Raw genomic sequence first — 21,943 nt, 5'->3', positions numbered from 1 at the left:
GCTCAGGCGGATGCCGCTGCGGTCCTGACGGCCCATGCTCGTGAAACCGCGCTGAAGAGCTGGCGCAGGAATTCCGGGCGCTGAGCCATCAGGTCGAACAGCTCCTCCCGGTCGATGCGCAGGGCCATGCCGTCGCGCAAGACGCGGGCGCCGTATCCAAGGCTGACTCCGGCCAGAGTCTGTTCGACCCCGACGGCATCATCCGGCCCGGCCGTGAGCGCCTGCGCGCCGGAGGACGACTCCAGGGATATCTCCCCTGAGAGGAGCGCGTAAAGGGCAGGCGCGTCGGCTTCTCCGAACAAAACGGCACCCGTCACGAGAGGCACGTCTACAGCGATCGCAGCCAGACTGGGCATTTCTCCTGCGCTCACGTCGGAAAATACAGGGATGTTCTTGAGGATCAGTATCTTTTCGATCGGCTTCAGATCCGCGTGCGGTACGATTCCTCTATCCGCCGCCCACTCACCCTTGAAGATCAATCGGGGGGGCTCATTGCCGTCTTCGCAGCATAACATCCGGAACAGGCCCTGGACCAACTCGGTGTCATCCGCCAGGAGAGTCCGGAACTCATCGCCGCGCAGGGCCAGGCAAACGGCCGTCTCGGTGGTACGCGCAGTTTCGTGCGTGGGCCTGTTCTCGAGCACCTCGTGAAAGCCCAAAGCCGACGGCGCCTCGACTTCCCGTGTTTCGCCGGTCATGGTCCTGCAGGATACTCGGCCATCGAGCAGGAGATGCAGGCCTTCGGGAATGGCGCCCTCCTGATAGAGCACCTGGCCCGCCTCATGACGCAGCTGGTTTCCCGCGCCGGCGATGCGGAACAGTCCGTCAACAGAGAGCGAAGCGAAGAGCGGCAAGCCACGCATGCGCTCGGCTACCTCCACGGTCGGCATGGGTTCGATCCAGAGGGCACGGCGCCTGGATTCCTGCAGACGGAAAGCCGCCGACACCCAGCTTGCGGCTTCGAACACGTACCAATCGCGCGCATCGCGGGTAGCGAGCACGTGTTCCAGTTCTGTGTTGATGTTTCCCAGCTTGATCTGCCAGGCGAAGAGTACGGCCGATGCCGACAACACCGGATCGGCATCGTTGATCAACCGCACCACTGTCTGCTCGATGTTTCCTGTGGGTGCGCGCAGTTCTCCGGCGACGGTTGACCCCTCGAGGACCGGCATCAGTTTCTTTCTAAGCGGTCCTCTCAGGAGGTTGTCCAGGTACTCCAGTGCTGCGGAACGCGACCGGGCACTGCCGTGATGAACGGCCCATCGGGCCGCCGCTATATCTTTCCAGGGATAGAGCAGGCCGAGAAGGCGATAGATCCTGTCGATAGTGCGCCCCATTTTCTCCGTGAGCGCGTGGGCGAGGAGGCCGTCCTTCGGCAGTTTTTCATACTCGAAGAGATAGCGGTAGGGGATCTGGTAGTCCAGGTAGCGAGAGCCTTCGTTGAGTGCCTGGGACTCGATGCGCTCCCGGCCGAACGTGAGCTGCGGGTTCTCACGGTGCATTCTCTCTATCGCCGTGAGAACCTTGAAGCGCAGAAAGCCGTCCGGCTCTGCAAGCGCGGCGGTGAGAATGTCCATACCTCTCTGGCAAGGAATGCGCGCGATCGTGCCGGGAATATGGCGCCGGACCCATATGTCCTCGTCCGGGTCCTGCAGGAAATGGCCGAGGATCGTCAGGACCTGCTCGCCGTAGCCCACCAGCAATTCCCGGGAACTGCTCTTCAGCCTCTGGTTGCGGAGCAGGGAGATCAAGGTCGGCACGAAAATGAAATCCGCAGTGCCCAGCTGCCGCACGGTGTGCATCGCCTCCTCGGCGACTTCGAGGTTAGTTTCGGACAAAAGCGGGATCAGCAGGCGCCGGAAGTGCGGCTTGGACACATGGCGCAAGGCGATGGCGAACTCACGCCGTGACTGGGCTGCAGACTCGCGGGTGTCCGACACCAGGTCCTTAAGCACGTTCTCGGCGGCGGCGACATCCTCCTCTTGAGCGCTATCGGAGAGGACCATGGCGGCCGTCATCGCGATGCGCGGATTCTTGTCACTAAGGAAGGGCCTCACCAGCACGGTTGCCTGCTGGTCGTGTATGTTTGCCAGCGCGCCTACCGCTGCCGCCCGGACCTCGGGACTCTCGTCCGCCATCATGCCTTGGATGGCGGGGAGCCAGCGGGCCGATGCGCTGGAAGGGGTTGTGGCGAGGAGGCTGAGAGCCCGGACCCTGACGGCAGGCGACTCATGATAGAGCAGCAGCGGCGTGATCAGGTTGCGCTTGTCAAGCGATTCGAGCATGTCGAAGGCGTACAGCACCCTGCGTTCGTCAGGACTCGCCAATTCCTGGACGAGGGTCTCAATCGTCGAGAGGTCCGCCACCCCAAGCCGCACCTCCGCCGGTTTTATCTCCCGGGTTTGGATGCTCTGACGAAACGCCGCCTGATATCCCCGCTTGGCGCGCACTGCCATGATGATCCAGATGCCGGTCACCGCGACGCTTACATAGCTGAGCTTTTGCCAGCCGAGCCCCATCCCCCAGGGGGCGGGCAGGATCAATATCAGCAGCAAAACCGCGGTCAGCCCCTTTGCGAATCGATCGACGCTGACGTCGACGAACGGTTTTGCCTCGTACTTGATTTCGTTGGACAACGGCATGTACAGAATCTCGCGCGTGGTCTTGTCGACGGTGTAACGCAGAGACTGGTCGAGGACACGTGCCATCATGGGTGCCCACAGCGCAGCGTTGAGCAGCATGATCGTCGCCGATGTACCCAGGCTGAAAGGCAGCAGCATGAGGGCGAATCCGACACCGAGGTAGCGGTGGATGCGACTGGTCAGCACGATCTGCGCAAGAAAACCTATGACTGAGGTCCAGATCCTTACCTCGGCAAGGAGGGTCGTCATGGCGTCTTTACCGAGCAGTTTCTTGAACACCTCGGTTGCCATGTTTAACTGCTGGTCGATGACGGCGGCACCGATGGCCCCAAAACTGATTACGATCGCAATGAGCCGCAGGTGCTTCGAATTTCTCAACAGCTCGATCGCTCTCCGGGCGCCCACGCCTTCTTTTTTTTCCACTGCCACGGCGTGGGACTCCTCGCCTACATGTTCCCTTCGGGCGATCAGGCTAACGACGGCCATGCTCGCCAGCATGAAGGCGGCGCTGATAAGGAGCAGATTGACGGTTCCCACCTTACTCGCGAACCAGAACGATATCAGCGCCCCCAGTGCGCCGCCGAGGGAGGACCCGCCGCCGATGAATCCGAAGAGCCGCTTCGCTTGACGCGGATTGTAAACCACGTTTGCCAGCGTCCAGAACTGGCTGATGAGGAGAATGCCGAGGATGAGTCCAAAAACATAAAAGCCTGCAGCAACCCATTTCTGGGTGGGCAGCGTTTTGAACAGGAACCAGAAGGCGACAAACAGGATCGCTATGCCCCCTTGCGTGATCGGGATTGACCAGCGGCGCGGGAGCCGGCTCATCAGCCAGGTGTAACCGGTCATTATCACGCCGATAGACATGCCGGCCGCCAGTTGGGCAAACGGAATCCTTACCGCTCCCAGACTATCGATAAATAACGCGCGCTGAACTGGCTGAATGATGTTGTAGGTGGTCATTGCCAGGAACGAGTACGAGAACATGAGGAACGCAGTGAGTACTTCCTTTTCCTGGATCTGGGCAACGGGTTGAAGCAGGCGTCGTAGGAATGGTCGACCCATATCGTTTCCGCGAAATTCTCGGAAAAATGAGATGTGATGCCGTATGCTCGCCCCAGCTTAGCGCGGGCGGGGCACGAATATCAATCCCGTTATTGGATAACTCCAAGGCGAATCCACGACCGGATGGGTGGCGTGACCGATGGGTCGCCGCCCAGGCAATATGCCCGGCAAATCAAGGAATTCTTGCAACATGAGGTAGGACGGATTAGAGTGACCTCACACACAAGGGGGCTGTCCATGAGAGTGAAAACGTGCCCGGCGCTTCGAATCCTCGTGGCTTGTTTCGCTGTTGTCCTGCTGCTGCCGCCGGTTGTGGGAGCCGCTGCACCCACGCGCGTGGTTGCCGTCGGCGATGTTCACGGCGCGTACTCGCAACTGGTGGCAATCTTGCAGCATACCGGGCTGATTGACGGGGACCGCCAATGGGCAGGCGGTTCAACCACGCTGGTTCAAACCGGCGATGTCATTGATCGAGGCACCCAATCGCGCGCGTGCCTCGACCTGCTGATGGAGCTCCAACGCCAGGCTGAGAGGGCAGGCGGGAAAGTGGTTCCTCTGTTGGGCAATCACGAAGCGATGAACGTCATGGGTGACCTGCGCTACGTCACGGCCGAGATATTCCGGACCTTTGCCACGGACCAATCGGAAAAGGTGCGCGAACAGGCCCTTCAGGACTATGTGAAATTTCTCTCCGCCCACAAGGACCACTCCCACGCGGCCGTGCCCCCGGGCGATGAAGCCGCGCGCCGTAAGTGGACGGACGCGCATCCGCCGGGCTTCTTTGAGTATTACGATGCCTTCGGCTCTGAAGGCAAGTACGGTCGCTGGATCCGCAGCCATCACGCGGTTGTCCAGATTGGTGAGGGCGTGTTTGTGCACGGAGGCTTGAATCCTTCGCTCAAGTTCCGCAACGTCGCCGAACTGGATGATCAGGTCCGCTCCGAGTTGACAGGATTCGACTCCTTGTGGCGATTGCTCGCCGACAAGAAAGTGATCTGGCGCTACATGACGCTGACCGAAGCCGTCCAGTACGTGGGGGAGGAGTTGAAGTGGGTGCAGGCGCGCGGCCCGGCCGATGACCCCGAGGCGGTGCAGGCGATGCAGAAGCTGCTCGGTTACAGCAGCTGGATGGCTGCCTCTTCGGATGGGCCGCTATGGTACCGCGGTCTGGCCCAGGAGCCGGAGGAGAAGCTGATGGGCGGGGTGACGGCGATGCTGGCGCGGCTGAAGGCGCTGTACATCGTGGAAGGCCACACGGTTCTGTCAAAGTCCGACATCACGCCCCGCTTCGACAATCATGTCTTCCTGATCGATACCGGAATGCTCAAAGAAGCGTACGACGGCCGGGCTACGGCGCTGGAGATCCTGGAAGGCAAGTTTACCGCCTACTACGCCGATGGTGCGCCGAAATCGCTTGCGGCGCCCCGGAGCGGGAAAACGGATCCGGCCGGCAAGCCTGAGTTCGAGTACGAGGCAGTGCGGCGATGATCAACCATGTCGGCAGAATGCTCACACTGCGCCGCGAGGAGGCCGGCCCCGCATCGCTGCTCTTCTTTTACCTTTTTCTGGTAATGGGCGCCTACATGATGGGGCAGGCTGTCGGCGACGCCCTGTTCCTGCATGTATATCCCACCCAACTGCCTTACGCCATGATTGGATCGGCGCTGATGTCGGCGTTGTTCGTCGCCGTCTACGCCCGGCTCTCCACGAGGATGCGCCTGGAGAACCTGATCGTTGCCGCACTTGTGTTCCTCGCAATCTCCTTCGCGTTCTTCTGGTGGCTGATGCGATTCCAGTATCAATGGGTCTATTGGCTGGTTCTCATCTGGGTGTATACGGTGGGCGCGATCGGCCCAATGATGGGCTGGACACTCGCCAACTATACCGTGACCACCAGGGAGGCGCGGCGGATCTACGGGCTGGTCGGGGCCGGCGCTCTCCTGGGTGGCGCCATAGTCAGCTTTACCACGGCGGATGCGGTGCGTCATGAACGAATGCAGCCCAAAACGGCATTCCTGGTGATGGCTCTGCTCCTGGTGCTCTGCACGGTGCTGGTGAAACTCCTGTTCCGAAACGCCGGCCAGCGGCTGGCGGCTGTGAACCAATCTCCGGTTGCCGGGGACGGTGCCCCGAAAACGTTCGGCCAGAATGTGACGTTGATTCACAGCTCGCGCTACCTGCTGATGCTCACGGCTTTGATTGCGGTTGGCTGTCTTGCGACCAGCATCCTGGGATACCAGTTCAAGCTCATCGGCAATGCACATTACGGCGAGGACACCGTCGGATTCGTAAACTACATGGCCCGCTTCAACGGTTACATGGGACTGGCATCGTTCGTCTTTCAGCTTACCCTGACCCCTGTGCTGCTCAGCACCTTTGGCATACGCGTCACTCTCTTCGTGGTTCCGGTGGCGTTGATGGGAACCAGCATGGGATTGCTGGCGGCGCCGACGCTGCTCATGGCCAGCATCCTGAGAGGCACTCATTACATGCTGCGCTTCTCGCTGGACAAGTCGTCGACGGAGCTCCTCTATGTGCCGGTATCTCCGGCGGTGAGGAGCCAGGTGAAATCGTTTATCGACACTTTCGTGTGGCGGTCGGCGGACGGAGTAGCGGGGCTGATCCTTGTGCTCTTTGCCCGCGTGCTGAAGTTTGATCCCGGCCAGGTCAGCCTGGTGAACATGGTTGCGCTGGTGGCTTGGATTTACATAGCCAACGAAGTGCGCCGCGAGTATCTGAACGTTCTGCGCCAGGCTATTGCGCGCCGGACGCTGGATCCGGAACGGACTGCGGCCCAAGTGCTTGACTCAACCACAATCGAAGTACTGGCACAGGCTCTGGAGCGCGGGGGTGAACAGCAGCTCATGTACGGCATGAGCCTGTTTGAAATGAGTCGCCAGACGGGATGGCATCCGGCGCTGCGACGGTTGCTGGATCATCGCTCGCCCGCCGTCCGCCAACAGGCGCTGCGCCTGCTCGGGGATGCCGGTGACCGCGAGATTCTGCCTCGAGTGGAAGAATTGCTCGGAGACGAGAGTCTTGAAGTGCGCGCGGAGGCGCTGCGCTACCTGGTAGTGCACGCGGGGCGTGACCCGCTCATGCTCCAGAGCGGGGGGAGCGATCTGCCTGCCTATGTGATCCAGGGCGCTGTGGTGACTTATCTGGCCAGGAGTGCAGAGGAGGACTACTCATCGGCCGCCATGCTGATCCTGGAGAGCATGCTCTCCCAAGTCGGCCCGGAAGCCGTGCCGGCACGCTGCGAAGCCGCACGGGTGCTGGGAGTGATACCTTCGCCCTCCGAGCTGCACAACCACCTGCTCGAACTGATGCACGACGAGAATCCTGAGGTGGCCGAGCAGGCTCTCTTGAGCGCGGGTAAAAACCGGATCCGGGAGCTTCTTCCGGTGGTCATAGAGAAACTGGGGCAGCCGCAGCTGGTGGCTGCGGCGCGCACTGCCCTGGTCCAGTACGACAGGAGAGCTGTCGGGATGCTCCAGTCCTGTCTGAGTGATCCGACCTTGCCGCTGCCGATCCGCAAGCAGATTCCTCAGACCCTGGCGCGCATTCCCAACGCAGAATCCGCCTCGGCACTTGCCCACAGCCTGGTGCAGAGCGATCCGGGATTGCGCTATGACGTGTTGAAGGCCCTGAACCAGCTGCGCGATCGCGATCCCGAGCTGATCCCCGGCGACGTGGATTATGCCGACATGGTCAATGCCGAGTTGATCGGCTACTATCGCTCGTTCCAGATCCTCGCAGCCCTGGAGACTTCGGGCGGGAAGGCCGGGAGTGCTGAACCTCATCAGGGCGGCGAACGGCTGCTGAGGCGGGCATTCCGCGAACACATGGATCACGAGCTGGAGCGCATTTTCCGGATGCTGGCGCTGCTGTATTCGCCGCGCGACGTCCACAACGCTTTCGCAGGCCTGACCTCGGGACGGCCGCAATTGAGGGCCAACGCTCTGGAAATGTTGGAGCACCTGCTGCAGCCCGACCTGTACCGGCGCCTGGCCAGCGTGCTGGACCCGGAGATTGACTCGCAACAGCGGCTGGCTTTTGCCCGCCGCTTCTGCGGCACCGAAGTGACTTCCCGAAATGAGGCCCTGAGGATTCTGTTGCACTCGGAGGACTGCTGGCTGCGCGCCTGTGCGCTTTACGCAGTGGGGAGATTGCGCCTGTCCGAACTCTCCCCGGATTTGGACAAGGTCCCCTGTGACCGCGATCCATTGCTGTCTGAGACACGCACTTGGGCTCTCGCTCGATTGGCGCTGGATGCCCAGGCCTGAGGAACAACCACGATGCTGACCATCTTGGAGAAGGCTGACCTCCTGCAGAGTGCCGAGATCTTTTGCGAAGTCCGGACGCAAAGCCTAGCCCGTGTGGCTGCGGTTGCCCAAGAGGTTCACTTCGAGGCACATCAACGGCTCTACGGCGAGCATGAAGTGGCTGACGCCTTGTATGTATTCCTCGATGGCGAAGTGAGCCTGACCCGAGGCGGCGCCCCGGAACGCAAATTGGCCAGGTTCCAGGTGGCGGGAGCTCTCGCTCTCCTGGCCAATCAGCCCCAGAGGGAGGCGGCCGTGGCCACTCAGGCGGGCAGGGCGTTGCGCATCGGCCAGCAGAGCCTCTTTGACGCCATGGCCGAGGACTTCAATATTACCCGCGGAATCCTGCGAGCCCTGGCCGGCATGGCGGCGGCTCGCTGAGGAAACAGGGAGTTGCGGCAACCCGGGTGGTGCCCGGCCAAATCATCAGCGCAGGGTATGCCAATTGTGAGAATTCTTTTACTTTTTCCACTCTTTGGTTTAGCATTGGGGCGAAAATCATGTCACAAACCTGTCATGGAGGTTCTATGATGCGTAGGTTTTCATGGGTGGTTGCGCTGATGTTGATTACTTCGCTTGTCATTGCTCCCGGCCTGTTCAGCCAGATCAAACAGGACCCCAAAACCAAGCTCGATCAGATCGAAGGAACGGTTCAGTCGATCGATAAGAAAGCGATGACCTTTGTACTTCGGGAGAGGGGCACCTCGAACCTCGACTACACGATCATCTACACCGACAAGACCACGTTCACCTATCGGAACGACCCCAAGGCGAGCATTGCCGATCTGAAGGACGGCGTTCGAGTGGTCGCCATGGGCAAGGCTGAGGGCGCGACCAAGCTGAACGCTGCCAGAATAGATATCCGGCAGAAGTAGTGCTCCGACGAAACGCCCGGAGAGATCATTCCCGATTGCTCCAGAGGGCGGCCGCCGGTCGATGATGGGGAGGCGGGGCGGGAGATAAGTCTTGATCCGTCCCGCACTCATACGTTTTTCCTGAGATTCTTAGCTGCTTTCTGGTGGAAACTCTCCAGGCCTTGGGAGTTCAAGGTCAAGAAGGATGAAACTTACGCTCCCGGCCTGATTGACCGGCATTTGGTGATTGCCGGCACAGTGATTGCTGTGTCCCTGCACGAACAGACTGGATCCCGCATTTTGAGCACCTATTCAGCCATTGGCAGCCAGAAAAAGAAGATTCCGCGGAGCCCTTTGTGCATCTCGCCTGCGAGGCCAAGACCCTCTCCGGCCGTGCCATGACAAACCGGGTTCCTCCCGCAGGCCAAGCGTGACGATGCTTGCCTGGAAACCAAAAAGACCGGGCAGGACGATGGCGGGCGCAACTTTACTCGCCCTGCCAGACGGACCAGCCTGGCAACAATTCCTTGAGTTCTGATGCGCAGCTGCGGTGTTACTTCCCTTCTCGGACGTCTATCCGGGTGGCCGTCATCTTATTGCTGCCCTTTTCGAACTTGCCGAGGACGATCACGCGCCGCCCGTCCTTCAATTCATCGATAGTCGCCGCGGTGTTCCTGTAGGAGAAGATGGTGTCCTTGTTGTAGACGATCTGCCAGGCCGCGGTCTTGCCCGTCTGAATGATCGTGATGGTGGATTTTTCCTTGTTGATCGCCTGAATCGTTCCGTCGAGTTTGTCCAAACCGGTCTGGGGTTCCTTTGTCACCTGGGGGTACAGGCTGGGAACGAACACCAGAGAGAAAACCAAAGCCAGCACAATAATGCTGTGGATGCCGCGCCTCATAGGCCCTCCTTGGAAATGATGGAATCGGCAATTCTCCTTTTATCCTAGTCCATAAAGCCGCAGAAAGTAAATGCATTCTGACAATCCAACAATCCCGGGCAGTCCCTCGTGGCCCGGGTGCACCCGCACGCATGAAAACTGCCTCGAGCTTCAACTGCGACGATTCTTCTGAAGGATGAGAAAGGCGAGGCGAACGCCAGTATCTTTTTCATTGCCTACAGCAGGTACGACCTGAAGGACTTGAGCCAGCGGCCGATCGCGTTTCTCTATAACGGGGGGCCCGGGTCCTCCTCGATCTGGCTGCACATGGGTGCCTTTGGCCCCAGGCGGGTGATCACTGCGGATGCTGAAGCGCCGCCGCCGGCGCCCTACCAGCTCGCCGACAATGAGAACTGCCTGCTGGATGCCGCCGATCTCGTATTCATCGATCCCGTCGGCACCGGCTTCAGCCATGCGGAAGGCAAAGCCAAGGATAAGGATTTCTGGGGTATCGATCAGGATGCCAGGTCCCTGGCGCAATTCATCAGCGCATACGTCAGCAGGAACAATCGCTGGAATTCTCCGAAATTCCTCATTGGGGAAAGTTACGGCACATTCCGATCTGCCGCCCTGGTCAACTATCTGCAGTCGCATGACGGGATGTACTTCAATGGCGTCGTCATGGTATCCACCGTGGATATTTGATATTTGCAAATGCAACCCTCCTGTTTTGCTTTTTGAGCTCGGCTTGCAAACCGTCGGTGCTAAGATTGCGGTTTCACAAGGATGGGAGCGGGAATTGTGCCGATTTAGGGAGATTCTATGATGAAAAGTATCGACCGGTTTATGCTGTGTCTCGTTTGCCTGTTTCTCCTGCCTGTGCTTGCCGCGGCGCAGCAGGTGTCGCTGACCATCCTTCACACCAATGACACACACAGCCATCTGTTGCCGTTCAGCTACCCGCCCGATGCCTTTCCGAAATCGGAAGGCGCCGCGCCAGAGGTGCTCAAGGACATTGGCGGGATTGCGCGCCGGGCCACACTAGTCAATCAACTGCGGGAAGAGCTTGGGCGCCGCGGCACAGCCGTCTGGCTGGTGGATGCGGGAGATTTTAGCGAAGGAACCCTGTTTTCGACCGAGTATCGCGGGGAAGCGGACATTGAGGCGATGAATGCTGCGGGCTATACATTCGGTACCATCGGCAACCACGAGTTGGACAATCCGCTCGCAACCCTCAAGAAGATTCTCAGCCTGGCCAAATTCCCGATACTCTGTGCCAATCTCACCGAAAACGCGACGGGAAAGCCGTTAGTCCGCACCTCCGAGGTCCGGGAGCTCGGCCAGTTGAAGATCGGGATTTTCGGCCTGACAACCCCCTCTGCCGGCGGGTATCCGGCAGCCAAGGAGGGATTGACCATAGGGAATGAGATTGAAACCGCCAGGCGCATGGCCGGCACGCTCCGGCGCGGGGCCGGGATCGTGATCTTGATCTCGCACGCCGGCGAAAGGGTCGACGAACAGATTGCATCGTCCGTCCCCGGCATCGATATCATCGTCGGCGGGCACTCGCACACGCGCCTCCCTGTGGGCCAGTTCGTGTGGCGGTCCGATGTCCTGGAGGAAAAGGCGGTCAACGGCACTATTATCGTGCAGGCCTACCAGTGGGGAGGGGAACTGGGGCGGCTTGACCTCCTGTTCGGAAAAGACGAGCGCGGAGTCTGGCACGTCCAGCGCTATCGTGAGCGCCTGATCCCGGTGACTTCCAAGTACCCCGAAAACCCGACGGTCGCGGCCGTGGTCGCCCGCTACTGGAAGCCGATCGCCGCTCATTACGGTGAGATCATCGGGCAGGCAGCCGCAGACATCGTCGACCGCCCAAACGATTTGGCCTCCTACAATCTGGTTGCCGATGCGGTTCGAGAGACCTACGGCACCGAGATCGGGCTCGAAAACATGGGGGGCGTGCGTGCACCGCTCGCCAAAGGTAACATCACGCTGGCCGATCTGACCGAAGTGGACCCTTTCACCAACACGGTCGTCACCTTCAAAATCACGGGGCGTGAGTTAAAACGGATCCTCCTGAAAAACCGCCCGGCCGTCTCCGGATTGCGTTACCGGATGGAAGGCGGCCAGCTCACGGAAGCCACTGTCGGCGGGAAACCGGTAGAGGACGACCGTGTCTACACTGCAGTAAGCAACTCCTTTCTGGCGGGCACCGCCCTGAAGGGGATTGAGGTCGTGGATACCGGAAAGGTGCGCCTGAGCGTGCTCATCGACTACATCCGCAAGAAAGGCACCGTGCGGCCCTCCTACGACGGCCGCCGCGTCATCCTCGAATAAAGAGAAAAGTGGACATTTCGATTTCGCAGTTCGCATGCGGTCCTATTCGAAGGCAATGACCGGAAAAGCGGAATGTCCCCTTTTGTCGATCTGCTTGATCCCGCTGCACCCCAAAGCGCCCCGTCGCGGCGCGCGCGCAGCCACGGATTACCTGAACTGCGGCATTGCCGTGGCGTGCGAAGTGGCCTTGGCGATCTGGAAGTCGTTTGATTCGAGCAGGGTGTACATGGCCTGCTGCAGATTGATGATCGACTTGTTGTAAGCGATCAGCGCCTGCAGTTCGACTCCCTTGGCATTTGCCAGGTCCTGCTGACGCTGAAGAACGAGGAAGTTCTGGCTCATGCCGGCCATGAAGCGCTTGGTCTCTCCATCAAGCTGCTCCGAGGACAGCTGCAGGGCTACCTGGGCGGTCTTGACACGCTGCTTGTTGGTTTCCAGGTCTTCGATGGAATTGCGGACCTGCACCATTATCTTTTGCTCGGTATTGGTGCGATTCATCTCGACTTGCTGGCGTTGAATCTGCAGTTGTGCGAGCTGGGCATCCAGGCTTCGGTTGCGCAGGGGTATCTGAATATTGAAACCCGTGAACCAGTTGGTAAAACCGCCGGTGAAAAGCGTCGAGTTGGCAACGCCGATGCCGCCGATCAAGCTCGGTACAATCAAGGGCTGACCCGTCTGTGGGTCGACGGATTGCGGGCCGGCCACACCCGCCGTTCCGATGGAAGCCACCAGGTCAAACTGCCATTTCTTCTGGTTCTGGCCCAGCCGGTGGTTGACGGTGTTTTCCTCGAGCTGCAGACCGAATTGCTCCAGTTCGGGACGATTCTGCAACGCCGCCGCAATAGCCTGGTCAAGTACAACCGGATAATCCCGGAAATCGGGAGTGTCGGTAGGCACGACAACTTTTTGCCAGATCTCTGCATTCCGGTCGGGGGCGATTGCGGCACGCAGGTTGTTCTCGGCCACGACAATTGAGTTCCGGGAGGTGATCATGTCGACCTCGCGGTTGGCCATCTCTGCACGGGCCTCGGTGATGGAAATGTTGGGCTGAACGCCGATCTCAACCTCTTTAATGTTGTTCTGGAGACTGATCTGGGCAAGTTTCACCGAATCTCTCTTGATGGTAAAGTCCCGGATGGCCCCGATCAGGTCCCAGTACATGCCCTGGATGTTTGCAATGGTGCTCGACACCGTCTGCTTGAACTGGCTGTCATTGATCTTGGTATCCAGGTTCGCCAGCCGGATAGCCCCTCGAATCTGGTCAATGCGACGGTTCCGGTTCAGAGGTTGTGTGATCTGAACGTTGAGGCTGGTGGTGTATTGCGGGCTGAACAGGGCAAACTGCTGGTTGGTGTCGCTGCGGTTGGAATTGTAAGTTCCGACAATGCCTCCTCCGGTCGGGATGTTCTGCGTGAACTGGAAGTTCCAGTTGGCGAGATTCGTAGTATTGAAGTCACCCCGTGTGGACCGGTTTGTGAGGTTGGTGTTGGGTCTTTTGTTTGACTGGTATCCCAGGCCGACGCTCAGGGCCGGATCATAAGGACCGTGTGACTGCACGATTCTCTGATGAAACAGCTCTTCGTTGGTGTCTGAGATTGCGATGTCCAGGTTGTTCTGGAGCGCGAGCCTGGTCAGATCCTTCAGCGAAAGGCGAAGCGCCGTGCCGTCTTTCTCTGCCTGCTCGATAGGAGACAGGGGAAGATTGGCCTTAGCCAAATCGATTTGTGGAACTGACTGTTGTCCTTGAGCCGGTGACAGGCTCAATAAAACGAGAATAACAATTGCGCCTGGCGGGATGATTCGCAGGCGGGGAAGTGAAAAGATCGTCATGGTTTGGCTCCTTTGAGATGCTGCGGGTCTTTTGCTGTCTGGCAGCAGCCCACACCTATAACAATAGCTGAAATAAAAATTTTGGTAAGTCCCTATCCGAAGGGCACGTGTCTGAGAGGACTATCTACGCACCAATTGCACAAACTCGCTCAGATCGCTCGCGCTGACGTCGGAGACAGCCCAAAAGGTCATGCCGGATTGGGTCCACATGATCATATTGTAACCATTCCGGGAGAGAGCCTTCCGGGTTGCGCTGCCTGAGCCGGCCGCCGGCCATATGAACAGGTTGATCAGGTGTTTGCGGCACTGATATACCACCGCCGCCACGGGGCGATTGCCGGCATAGTCCAGCCGGCCGCCGATCAGAGGAAATCCCTGGGCTGCCAGGTCTGCAACCGGCGGAGAGAAGTCCAACCTCCCGTTGAACCACAGCTTCACCGTGTGCTGATCCGAAGAGAGAACATCCGTAAGATGGCCGGGCATCAACGAGCGCACGTGCGCAGAGACAATTTCCTGCGCCAAGAGCTTATCTTCCGATGGCCGCATCACGAACGGGAACATGGCGAGGAGAACGAGTGCGGCCGCCCCCAGCGGAACCCAGAGAAACTTCCAATTTGACGAAGCCGGCACGTACGATTACTTCTGCTCCGTGCATCCGCACATGACAGGCAAGGTCGTGCAGTAGCGGAGGGCATCGTTAACCGGTCTGGAGCAGGCCCCAATCGGACGATTGGAGACCACGAAATACGCGAGATCCTTCTCGCGTATTTCGTGGTCCGAAGCCTTTTTACTTGATGATGTCCTTTGGAATCGGGAGGGCACCGGCATCAAATGCCGCCATTGTACGCTGTAATTCCAGAAGTTCTTTCATCAACGCAGTCATCTCCGGGCCCCCGGGCGAGACCGCGCCTATTTCGACCCGTTGCTGCATTGTCATGATCTGTCTTTCCACCAGCACGATCTCTTTCTGGAGCAGCTCTCGATATCTTTGGCGTGCCTCGAGGACCTTACGTGCCTCGGCGACTTGCTGCGGGCTTGAGGCGGAAGAGGCAGCGGTGGGTTGGTTCTGGCTGATGCCGGATGCCTTGGGCAGATAATTGCGACTCGCATCGGCCAGCTTGGTTTGATCCGAAAACTCTTGAACTACCCGTCTGTAGGCGGCCATAGCCTGTTCGGTCTTGCCTTGCTTGCGGTAGCAGTCGGCCAGATGGAACAGGGCGGTGGCAGCAGTCTTCCGCTCCTCGTCGAACTGCGCCAGTATGCTCTGGTAGGCCTGAATGGCCTTGTCGAGGTTCTGGTTGGCCTCTTCTTCGACAATGGCCTTCCGGAGCTGATCGGCCATCTTGTCCTGCGCAGCGGCGAGGCTTGCCGACAGCATCAGAATCGCAAGGGCCAAATGGGTTCTCATATCGTACCTCCTGGACGGTGAATGATGTCTTCAAAGCCCTGAACAACCGATTCCATGCTGCCCTTTTCTGTTCCGGGAATTGTCATGGTTTTGCAAATTCGTTACCTGTCCAGCCGGTAGCCTACCCCGTGGACAGTCTTGATCCACCTCGGATGTTCCGGATCCGGTTCGAGCTTGGCGCGCAGGCTCGCAATGTGGTTGTCCACCGTGCGCGTGGTTGGGAAGGCCGCGTAGCCCCAGACCACATCCAGAAAGCGATCGCGCGTAACCGGCTCGCCGCCGGCTTCGGCCAGAAGCCGCAACATGGCAAATTCCCTGGCCGTCAGGTAGACGGCAGAGCGCCCGCGCCGGGCACTCTGCTTCACAAGGTCGATGTGGACATCGCCCAGCGTCAGGGCCCTGGCAACCCGGGCGCGCCTTTGAACGCGCCGGAGCAATGCGCGCACGCGCGCCAGGAGCTCATCGGTGCTGAAGGGCTTGACCAGATAATCGTCCGCGCCGGAGTCTAGCCCCGTAACGCGATCCCCCACTTGCCCTTTGGCCGTGAGCATCAGCACCGGGGTTGCTATTGCCATGGATCGCAATCCGGCACAGAGGGCGAAGCCGTCGAGCCTGGGAAGCATGATGTCAAGCAGGATCAGGTCGGGCTTCTCGTTCACTGCGCTTTCCAGGCCGCTCTCGCCATCGGCTGCAGTCAGGACCCGGAACCCTTCGGCTTCGAGGATGTCTCTGAGCACCGTGCGCATGGGCGCTTCGTCCTCGATGACCAGGATGCGCGGCCCAGGGATGTTTGCTCGAGGATCGGTCTGGTCTTCACAGCGATCGGATTTCATGGTTTATTTCCCCATTGGAAGCCGGCAGCTTGCCGCCGCCTTCAGAAGGTCAAGGCTCCAAAGGCGCCGGCAGGCTGCCACACCCCGGGGTGGTCATCTGCGTTCGTCCGCGTTCGACTGCGGTCCCATCCTGAGAGGCATTTCCAGCATGAACCGGCTGCCGTGCCCAATGGCACTCTCGACGAGCACCCGGCCGCCGTGCGCCTCCGCCACATGTTTCACGATATTCAGACCTATTCCGATGCCTTTGGTTTCACGACGCAACTCGGAACCTCGACGGTAGAACGGCTCGAAGATGCGCACCTGCTCCTCGACCGGCACCCCTTGGCCCTGATCCTCGACCGTGAGATGAATCATCGGTTCCGCTGCGGCCCTCGCTATTTCGTATTCCACCTTCACCACCGCGTCTGCCGGCGAATGCTTAATGGCGTTGTCGATGAGATTCACCAACGCCTGCTGCACCGCTTGGCCGTCCCAGCACGGCTGCAACTCCTCGCCTCCAGGCGACGGCTCCGCCAGCACCAGCATGACATGCCGCTCGCCGGCGTTGGGCTCCATGAGCTTGACTGTCTGCCGCATCAGGGCTGCCAGATCAATAGGTTCGAACTCGTATCGCTTGCGGCCCTGATGGATGTGGGAGAAGTCGAGCACATTCTCGACCAGCGATGAAAGGCGGCGGCACTCCTGAACGATCAGCCGGAAATAGTCTCTTCGTTTTTCGCTGTCCTCTGTCCTGCCCTGGTCCAGACTCTCCGCCATCAGGCGCACCGACGCCAGCGGCGCACGCAACTCGTGCGAAACGCTGGAGACGAAGTTCGACGTCATCTCCGCCAGCCGCAACTGGCGCTGGAACGCCCGCCAGGCACTCACGAGCCCCATGCCTGCGGCAGCCGTCGCTGACAGAATGAGTCCGGCCGCCAGCCACAGACGTTGCCGATAGTGCGCGTAAAGCAAGTCCGGCCGCGCCAGCTCCAGGCTGATCGCGAATTTGATATTCAGCGCCCGGTCATCAGGCCAGGCGAAGTACTCCAAATCTCTTTCAACTGCGCTCAGAGAGGGAACCAGGTATTTGGGAAGGTCCGGGAAAACTACGATGACCTTTGATTCGGAAGCCAGCTCGACATCCGGGAGGGTCGCGTGAGGGGTGGCGGGCCAGCGTCGCCCTCCAACCTGCACGGTTGCAGTTAGATAAGACGGCAATTGACCACGGGTTTCGGCGAGCGCATTTAGAAACGCCTGTTCCAACAGGCGTCCTCGAATCAACGTGACCGAGTATGAACTCCCTGCGGGCCGCCATATCATGTTCTCGTCCTTGGAACGATATGGTTCGCACTGGGCGAGAATGGGTTGACCATCTGCATCGAGCCAGATCTCAGTCAATTTATGGGGGTCCAGTGGATGCTGCGCAAGCGACCGCAACAACGTCCGAGTTCTTTCCTGCACGAGCCAGAGGCTCCTGAGAGGTTGGAGCAAAAGCGCCTTCTGCGCATCGGAAGACACCGCTTCGGCTGCGGCGACCAATTCCGGGGTCAGGAACGAAGGGTGCCTGAGAACTCGGTGAAAAAGCTCCTGCCGCAGGGAATCGAGAATAGGCCTGCCTGTCGAGCCAAGCAGAGCTTGGACCAAAGCGAGATCCGCAATCGGTGTTCCCGACTCAGTGCAAGATTCAGGATACTTGTGCGCCAGGTCGGTCAGCCGTTGCACTTGGGTCGGGGCCGCCCCCCGTCGGGCTTCCAGGAGCAGGAGCCTGAACTCTGTGCTTGCACATGCGTCCTCCGGCACCTGCCCTGCCCTCATGGCAGCCAGCGCCTTTCTTCCAGCCGCCGGATCGCGTTGCTGAAATAATGCCTGCTCCGCAGTCCGCCATATGCTCGACTGTTCAGGGGACAGTTCGTTGGGCCAGGCCGGTGGGGTCGGGAGGCGGGGGTAATCCACTGGCGTTTGGACCCGGCCGTTGAGGAGCCGGCCCCGCAATTGCGGCAACGCATCCAGCTTGAGATCGGTGGGCGCGCGTTGCGCCAAGGCGCGGATTTCCTGAGCATCCGCGGTTTGCGCAATTCCACTCCCCTCAGGCCAGGCAAGTGCTATCGGTGCATATTCCTCAAGACACCAGGCAACGAGAAACTCTTCGAGATCTTTCTGCACACGTTGCTTCAACTGATCGGCCAGCGCCGGAGTGAGCACCTGGGCGCGATCACGGGCATCCTGCTCAATGGATGCCTTATCTTGACGCAGGGAGTAGAGTGCGACAGCAGACAGAATTATGAGCGGTGTAGCAATCAACATAGCCTGCTTATAGAAACTGGCCTGTCGATTATGGCTCTTCATGGTGTGTCTGATTTTCACCATACCACACAACTACCTGACCACCACCGCTCAATTGTCACGGTCTTGTAAAGAAGCGAATCCACGGACGAAAGCTGATGGATGCAGCAGGCAAGACGTCTGTGCTGCGGGAGCCCAGCTCTTTTGGCGTCCTGGCGGCGATCTGCAAAAGCTACAGCGCCTGGTCGAGGTGGATCTGCATGCACAGGTTCATGGCCGGTGTGACTTCGTCAAAAATGGCCAGCATGGCCTCGACCAGGTCGAGCCCCGTCGTCGTGCGGACTTCCAATTCGGGCATTGAGTAATAGAGCTGAAAGCCCGCCCAGTGATCTCCCGGTGCAGCTTGTAGGAGACGGCGGATTTCCAGCACAGCGGGGAGATTAGCTTTGCCATAATCGATAAAGGTCTCCCAACTGCCGGCGTGAATATTGAAACCTTCCCTCCGGACCAGACGCCGGATCTCGCTTTCCATCAGGCTGCCACGCTTGAGAGACTTCAACAGCCGGTGCCAATCCCAATCGGAGCGCAGCTCGCAACCACGGTATTCGGGCGGTGCCTTGAGGTATCCGCGCTCGATCTGCAGTCCGCACTGAAAGAGCCGCTCCTCGGTATCGACCGACAGAAAGAGCTTGGAGCACCCGAAGCTTACGGACGCTGAGAGCGGCTTGGCCGTACGGTTCGCCTTCGGCAGATAACCGATCCATTGCCAATAAACGCCTCGCCCCCACCGCTCGGTGATGAATGGCTGCCGGTAGCGATACTCCAGCTCCAACTTGAGGAGTCGCGTGATACGTTCGTTGTCTTCGAGATGGCCGACACGGATTCCCCGGTCGAAGTCGAGAAACTCCGGTCTGAATGCGATCGCGGTTGGTGGTACTCGCTGGTAAAGCGCTGATTTGGCTGTCATATCGTTGGAAACCACGACAGGATTTTCGGTTTTTGGATCTCGATACAGGTTAATAGGGCAGGCCGCTTTCTAATCCAATATCCGCATCCAAAATCCAAAATAGATTTGACGGTTGAAAAGATCGTAACTTCTGTTTTGACGGCAGAGGCATGAACTTCGCGATCCTGCCGCCCGCGCCGGCGGCCCATCCGACGGCCTTGGACTTGGCAAAAGCAAGCACGTGGAATCCTTCCGAGTCATACTTCGCCCAGTGCCCGCCGCCGTCCTCCGAATAGTCTGTTCCGGAAGGGCCGACAGCGACGAGCGCTGTGCCCCTGGTGCCGGGCAGGTAAGCGACGCAGGACCTGAATCCTCCAAGCCTGGAATCGGTGATCAAGGTCCATGTGCGGCCGCCATCCGTCGTTCTGGCAATGTTGTTTTTGGCTTCCTCGACCTTGCGATAATCCCCGCCGACGATGATGCCGTTGCGGGCATCCTTGAAGGCAACGGAAAAAATCCCGCTGGATGCCTGACCGGCGATGATGGGAGTATCGGCTACACTCCATGTCAGCCCTTTGTCGGCGGACCGAAAGACCCGTGCGGCCGCCGCGCCGCCGGTTGCGAACCAGGCGTTGCCTTTTCCGCTTATTGTAATGGTAGTTCCGCTGGCCGCGAACACGCCTTCGCCGGACAGGGCCGGAGGAATACTTTCTTCCGGAATCGCGGTCCAATGAGCACCGCCATCCGTCGTGCGCATGATCAGGAACCGGCCGTCGACCGGGTCACTGACGGCGACGCCGTTACGCACATCCCAAAACGCGAAGGCATCGAGGAAGGCCTTGGGATGCGGGTTGATAAGCTGGGCGGTCCAAATCTTCCCGCCGTCGGTGGTCTTATAGATTCTTGATTTTGTCCCTGTGCCGATGCTCAGCAGAAAAGTGGTGTCGGCATCGAACGCTGCCACATCCCGGAAATCAAGGGATTCCTTGTCCGGGACGGTGGCGACTTCCCAAGTCTCTCCGCCATCCGTTGTCCGGGCATAGGTGTTTCGACTTCCGCTCGCCCATGCCACCTTCTCATTTACGACGTCGAGTCCGCGGAACTCCGATTGCAGGCCGGTCTTTTGCAGTTTCCACTGACTGAAGGCGATGCCGCTCATCGCGAGAACCAGAAAAAACAGGATCAGTCTGCGCATAGAATCTCCTGACTTTTGCCAGCCCTCAGGATAGGCATCCCTCTGCGGAATTGGAACATTTTTTTGGGCTCTGCACGGTTCCTCCGCAACCACGAAATCCGCGGAACACATGGAAAACTCTTCGTGCATTTCGCGGGTTTCGTGGTTTATTCTCCATCTATGGACGATACGAAGCTGCGTGCATGGTGGTCATACCGTCAGGGTCTGGATGGAAGGCTTACAGGCCGGCCGGCATCCGAGGTGCTGGAACAGACAGGATGGGCGCGCTCGGTCGGCGGCGTCGGCCCGTATTTGACCCTCTTCGCACGCGGAGGGGTCGGGCGGCCGGCAGTCGACAATGCCGTCGCGCAGCTGGAAATCCACGAACTCCCGAGCGCCCGCGGTTGCACCTATGTCGTGCCTGCCGCCGACTTTGCCCTTGCCCTGAGAGTCGGGCAGGGTTTCAGTGATGAAGGGCCAACAGCACGCAAGCTCGGGGTCACGGATGCCGAAATCGAGAAGCTGTGCGCGGTGGTCCTGAAGGCATTGGCGTCTGGACCTCTCGATCCCGAGGAACTGCGCGCTGCCGCCCTTGGTGCGGTCCGGAATCTGGGAGAGGCAGGCAGGAAAAAAGGTCTGACTACCACTCTTCCGGTGGCGCTCGGCAAACTGCAATCGGCCGGCGAGATCCGGCGTGTCCCCACCAACGGCCGGCTCGACCAACAACGCTATCGCTATGCCTTGTGGCGCCCCAATCCTCTTGCGCGGTTCAGGCTGTCGGCTGAAAGAACTTACACTGAACTCGCGCGCCGGTTCTTCGCCTGGATCGGGCCTGCAACGCTGGCGGAATTTCAGTGGTTCTCCGGCCTGGGCGCGAAAGCAGCCGGGGCTGCCGCAGAGCTGCTGAGGCTCGAACCGTTGGGAGACGGGGATGAGCGGCTGATGCTGCCGGGGTCGCGCGCAGAATTTCGCGCTTTCAAGGTTCCCAAACAGCCGCATTATGTTCTGGTGAGCAGCCTCGACGGCATTTGCCATCTGCGCCGGGATGTGGCGGGGTTGCTTGCGCCCCAGGATGTAAAACGGAGCGTCTTCTGTGAGAAAGGGCTGATGGATCTTTCCAGCCACGCCATCCTCGACCGCGGCCGCCTGGTCGGGTTATGGGAATATGACATGGCCACGGGATCGATCGTCTGGATATCGTTCATTCCCAGGAATGAGGCGCTCGAAGAAGCGGTGGCGCGAACCGAGGGCTACATCCGATCCGATCTCGGCGATGCCCGTTCTTTCAGTCTCGACAGCCCGAAGAGCCGCGCGCCCCGCGTCGAAGCATTGCGCAAGGCCGGCAGGCAATGACTATCGGGCCGTCCCACCAGTTCCGAAA

At 59.6% G+C, this 21,943-nt stretch carries 17 protein-coding genes; 8 read left to right on the top strand and 9 right to left on the bottom strand.

The window, feature by feature from the left end; translation table 11 throughout:
- Positions 1 to 2: 2 nt before the first annotated feature.
- On the bottom strand, positions 3 to 3,707 hold the full coding sequence (locus LAP85_13195) for a HEAT repeat domain-containing protein (protein ID MBZ5497352.1): 3,705 nt from the start codon (positions 3,705 to 3,707) through the stop codon (positions 3 to 5).
- A 237-nt stretch (positions 3,708 to 3,944) separates the two neighbouring features.
- Between LAP85_13195 and LAP85_13190 the strand changes: the two genes are divergently transcribed.
- The 4 genes from LAP85_13190 (at position 3,945) to LAP85_13175 (ending at position 8,907) form a co-directional block, all read left to right on the top strand.
- The gene (locus tag LAP85_13190; GenBank protein MBZ5497351.1) at positions 3,945 to 5,195 is read left to right on the top strand and encodes a metallophosphoesterase; all 1,251 of its coding nucleotides are present in this window, start codon (positions 3,945 to 3,947) and stop codon (positions 5,193 to 5,195) included.
- Positions 5,192 to 7,993: a HEAT repeat domain-containing protein gene (locus tag LAP85_13185; protein ID MBZ5497350.1), complete on the top strand. Its 2,802-nt coding sequence runs from the start codon at positions 5,192 to 5,194 to the stop codon at positions 7,991 to 7,993. The genes LAP85_13190 and LAP85_13185 overlap by 4 nt, the downstream gene beginning before the upstream one ends.
- A 12-nt stretch (positions 7,994 to 8,005) precedes the next feature.
- Entirely contained in the window at positions 8,006 to 8,413 is a 408-nt protein-coding gene (locus tag LAP85_13180; GenBank protein MBZ5497349.1) for a cyclic nucleotide-binding domain-containing protein, read from the top strand.
- Between the two features lie 146 nt (positions 8,414 to 8,559).
- Complete coding sequence (locus LAP85_13175) at positions 8,560 to 8,907, top strand: hypothetical protein (GenBank protein ID MBZ5497348.1); 348 nt, start codon at positions 8,560 to 8,562, stop codon at positions 8,905 to 8,907.
- A gap of 532 nt (positions 8,908 to 9,439) precedes the next feature.
- Here the strand turns inward: LAP85_13175 and LAP85_13170 are convergent.
- A complete protein-coding gene (locus LAP85_13170) occupies positions 9,440 to 9,787 on the bottom strand; it encodes a DUF5666 domain-containing protein (protein ID MBZ5497347.1) in 348 nt (115 codons plus the stop codon).
- Positions 9,788 to 9,925: 138 nt separating this feature from the next.
- On the opposite strand from LAP85_13170, the gene LAP85_13165 reads away from it, so the two are divergent.
- Both LAP85_13165 and LAP85_13160 read left to right on the top strand, forming a co-directional pair.
- Positions 9,926 to 10,471 (top strand): hypothetical protein, encoded by a 546-nt coding sequence (locus tag LAP85_13165; protein ID MBZ5497346.1) that lies wholly within the window; start codon positions 9,926 to 9,928, stop codon positions 10,469 to 10,471.
- 117 nt (positions 10,472 to 10,588) lie between these two features.
- A complete protein-coding gene (locus tag LAP85_13160) occupies positions 10,589 to 12,106 on the top strand; it encodes a bifunctional metallophosphatase/5'-nucleotidase (GenBank protein MBZ5497345.1) in 1,518 nt (505 codons plus the stop codon).
- A 147-nt stretch (positions 12,107 to 12,253) separates the two neighbouring features.
- Here the strand turns inward: LAP85_13160 and LAP85_13155 are convergent, their stop codons facing one another.
- Entirely contained in the window at positions 12,254 to 13,936 is a 1,683-nt protein-coding gene (locus LAP85_13155) for a TolC family protein (GenBank protein ID MBZ5497344.1), read from the bottom strand.
- Between the two features lie 120 nt (positions 13,937 to 14,056).
- Positions 14,057 to 14,458, bottom strand: a complete 402-nt coding sequence (locus tag LAP85_13150; protein ID MBZ5497343.1) for a hypothetical protein — start codon at positions 14,456 to 14,458, stop codon at positions 14,057 to 14,059.
- Between the two features lie 37 nt (positions 14,459 to 14,495).
- Here LAP85_13150 and LAP85_13145 point away from each other — a divergent pair, with 37 nt between their 5' ends.
- Positions 14,496 to 14,621 carry a hypothetical protein gene (locus tag LAP85_13145; GenBank protein MBZ5497342.1) on the top strand — a complete coding sequence of 42 codons (126 nt, stop codon included), beginning with the start codon at positions 14,496 to 14,498 and terminating at the stop codon, positions 14,619 to 14,621.
- A 102-nt stretch (positions 14,622 to 14,723) separates the two neighbouring features.
- Here the strand turns inward: LAP85_13145 and LAP85_13140 are convergent, their stop codons facing one another.
- The 5 genes from LAP85_13140 to LAP85_13120 form a co-directional block, all read right to left on the bottom strand.
- Positions 14,724 to 15,344 carry a tetratricopeptide repeat protein gene (locus LAP85_13140; GenBank protein MBZ5497341.1) on the bottom strand — a complete coding sequence of 207 codons (621 nt, stop codon included), beginning with the start codon at positions 15,342 to 15,344 and terminating at the stop codon, positions 14,724 to 14,726.
- A gap of 101 nt (positions 15,345 to 15,445) precedes the next feature.
- The gene (locus LAP85_13135) at positions 15,446 to 16,177 is read right to left on the bottom strand and encodes a response regulator transcription factor (GenBank protein MBZ5497340.1); all 732 of its coding nucleotides are present in this window, start codon (positions 16,175 to 16,177) and stop codon (positions 15,446 to 15,448) included.
- A 93-nt stretch (positions 16,178 to 16,270) separates the two neighbouring features.
- Positions 16,271 to 18,526: a hypothetical protein gene (locus LAP85_13130; GenBank protein ID MBZ5497339.1), complete on the bottom strand. Its 2,256-nt coding sequence runs from the start codon at positions 18,524 to 18,526 to the stop codon at positions 16,271 to 16,273.
- A 148-nt stretch (positions 18,527 to 18,674) separates the two neighbouring features.
- Entirely contained in the window at positions 18,675 to 19,409 is a 735-nt protein-coding gene (locus LAP85_13125) for a hypothetical protein (protein MBZ5497338.1), read from the bottom strand.
- Between the two features lie 49 nt (positions 19,410 to 19,458).
- Positions 19,459 to 20,583 carry a glycosyl hydrolase gene (locus tag LAP85_13120; protein ID MBZ5497337.1) on the bottom strand — a complete coding sequence of 375 codons (1,125 nt, stop codon included), beginning with the start codon at positions 20,581 to 20,583 and terminating at the stop codon, positions 19,459 to 19,461.
- 159 nt (positions 20,584 to 20,742) lie between these two features.
- On the opposite strand from LAP85_13120, the gene LAP85_13115 reads away from it, so the two are divergent.
- On the top strand, positions 20,743 to 21,915 hold the full coding sequence (locus LAP85_13115; protein ID MBZ5497336.1) for a winged helix DNA-binding domain-containing protein: 1,173 nt from the start codon (positions 20,743 to 20,745) through the stop codon (positions 21,913 to 21,915).
- Positions 21,916 to 21,943: the final 28 nt, after the last annotated feature.

The organism is Terriglobia bacterium (assembly GCA_020072565.1).
Lineage (GTDB): Bacteria > Acidobacteriota > UBA6911 > UBA6911 > UBA6911 > JAFNAG01.
This window is presented reverse-complemented; position numbering and strand designations above follow the sequence as displayed.

What these genes read in the sequence shown, in the direction of transcription:
- LAP85_13195 (MBZ5497352.1), bottom strand. Translation starts at nt 3,707, where the DNA reads ATGGGTCGACCATTCCTACGACGCCTGCTTCAACCCGTTGCCCAGATC.
- LAP85_13190 (MBZ5497351.1), top strand. Translation starts at nt 3,945, where the DNA reads ATGAGAGTGAAAACGTGCCCGGCGCTTCGAATCCTCGTGGCTTGTTTC.
- LAP85_13185 (MBZ5497350.1), top strand. Translation starts at nt 5,192, where the DNA reads ATGATCAACCATGTCGGCAGAATGCTCACACTGCGCCGCGAGGAGGCC.
- LAP85_13180 (MBZ5497349.1), top strand. Translation starts at nt 8,006, where the DNA reads ATGCTGACCATCTTGGAGAAGGCTGACCTCCTGCAGAGTGCCGAGATC.
- LAP85_13175 (MBZ5497348.1), top strand. Translation starts at nt 8,560, where the DNA reads ATGATGCGTAGGTTTTCATGGGTGGTTGCGCTGATGTTGATTACTTCG.
- LAP85_13170 (MBZ5497347.1), bottom strand. Translation starts at nt 9,787, where the DNA reads ATGAGGCGCGGCATCCACAGCATTATTGTGCTGGCTTTGGTTTTCTCT.
- LAP85_13160 (MBZ5497345.1), top strand. Translation starts at nt 10,589, where the DNA reads ATGATGAAAAGTATCGACCGGTTTATGCTGTGTCTCGTTTGCCTGTTT.
- LAP85_13155 (MBZ5497344.1), bottom strand. Translation starts at nt 13,936, where the DNA reads ATGACGATCTTTTCACTTCCCCGCCTGCGAATCATCCCGCCAGGCGCA.
- LAP85_13145 (MBZ5497342.1), top strand. Translation starts at nt 14,496, where the DNA reads ATGGCGAGGAGAACGAGTGCGGCCGCCCCCAGCGGAACCCAGAGAAAC.
- LAP85_13140 (MBZ5497341.1), bottom strand. Translation starts at nt 15,344, where the DNA reads ATGAGAACCCATTTGGCCCTTGCGATTCTGATGCTGTCGGCAAGCCTC.
- LAP85_13135 (MBZ5497340.1), bottom strand. Translation starts at nt 16,177, where the DNA reads ATGAAATCCGATCGCTGTGAAGACCAGACCGATCCTCGAGCAAACATC.
- LAP85_13130 (MBZ5497339.1), bottom strand. Translation starts at nt 18,526, where the DNA reads ATGGTGAAAATCAGACACACCATGAAGAGCCATAATCGACAGGCCAGT.
- LAP85_13125 (MBZ5497338.1), bottom strand. Translation starts at nt 19,409, where the DNA reads ATGACAGCCAAATCAGCGCTTTACCAGCGAGTACCACCAACCGCGATC.
- LAP85_13120 (MBZ5497337.1), bottom strand. Translation starts at nt 20,583, where the DNA reads ATGCGCAGACTGATCCTGTTTTTTCTGGTTCTCGCGATGAGCGGCATC.
- LAP85_13115 (MBZ5497336.1), top strand. Translation starts at nt 20,743, where the DNA reads ATGGACGATACGAAGCTGCGTGCATGGTGGTCATACCGTCAGGGTCTG.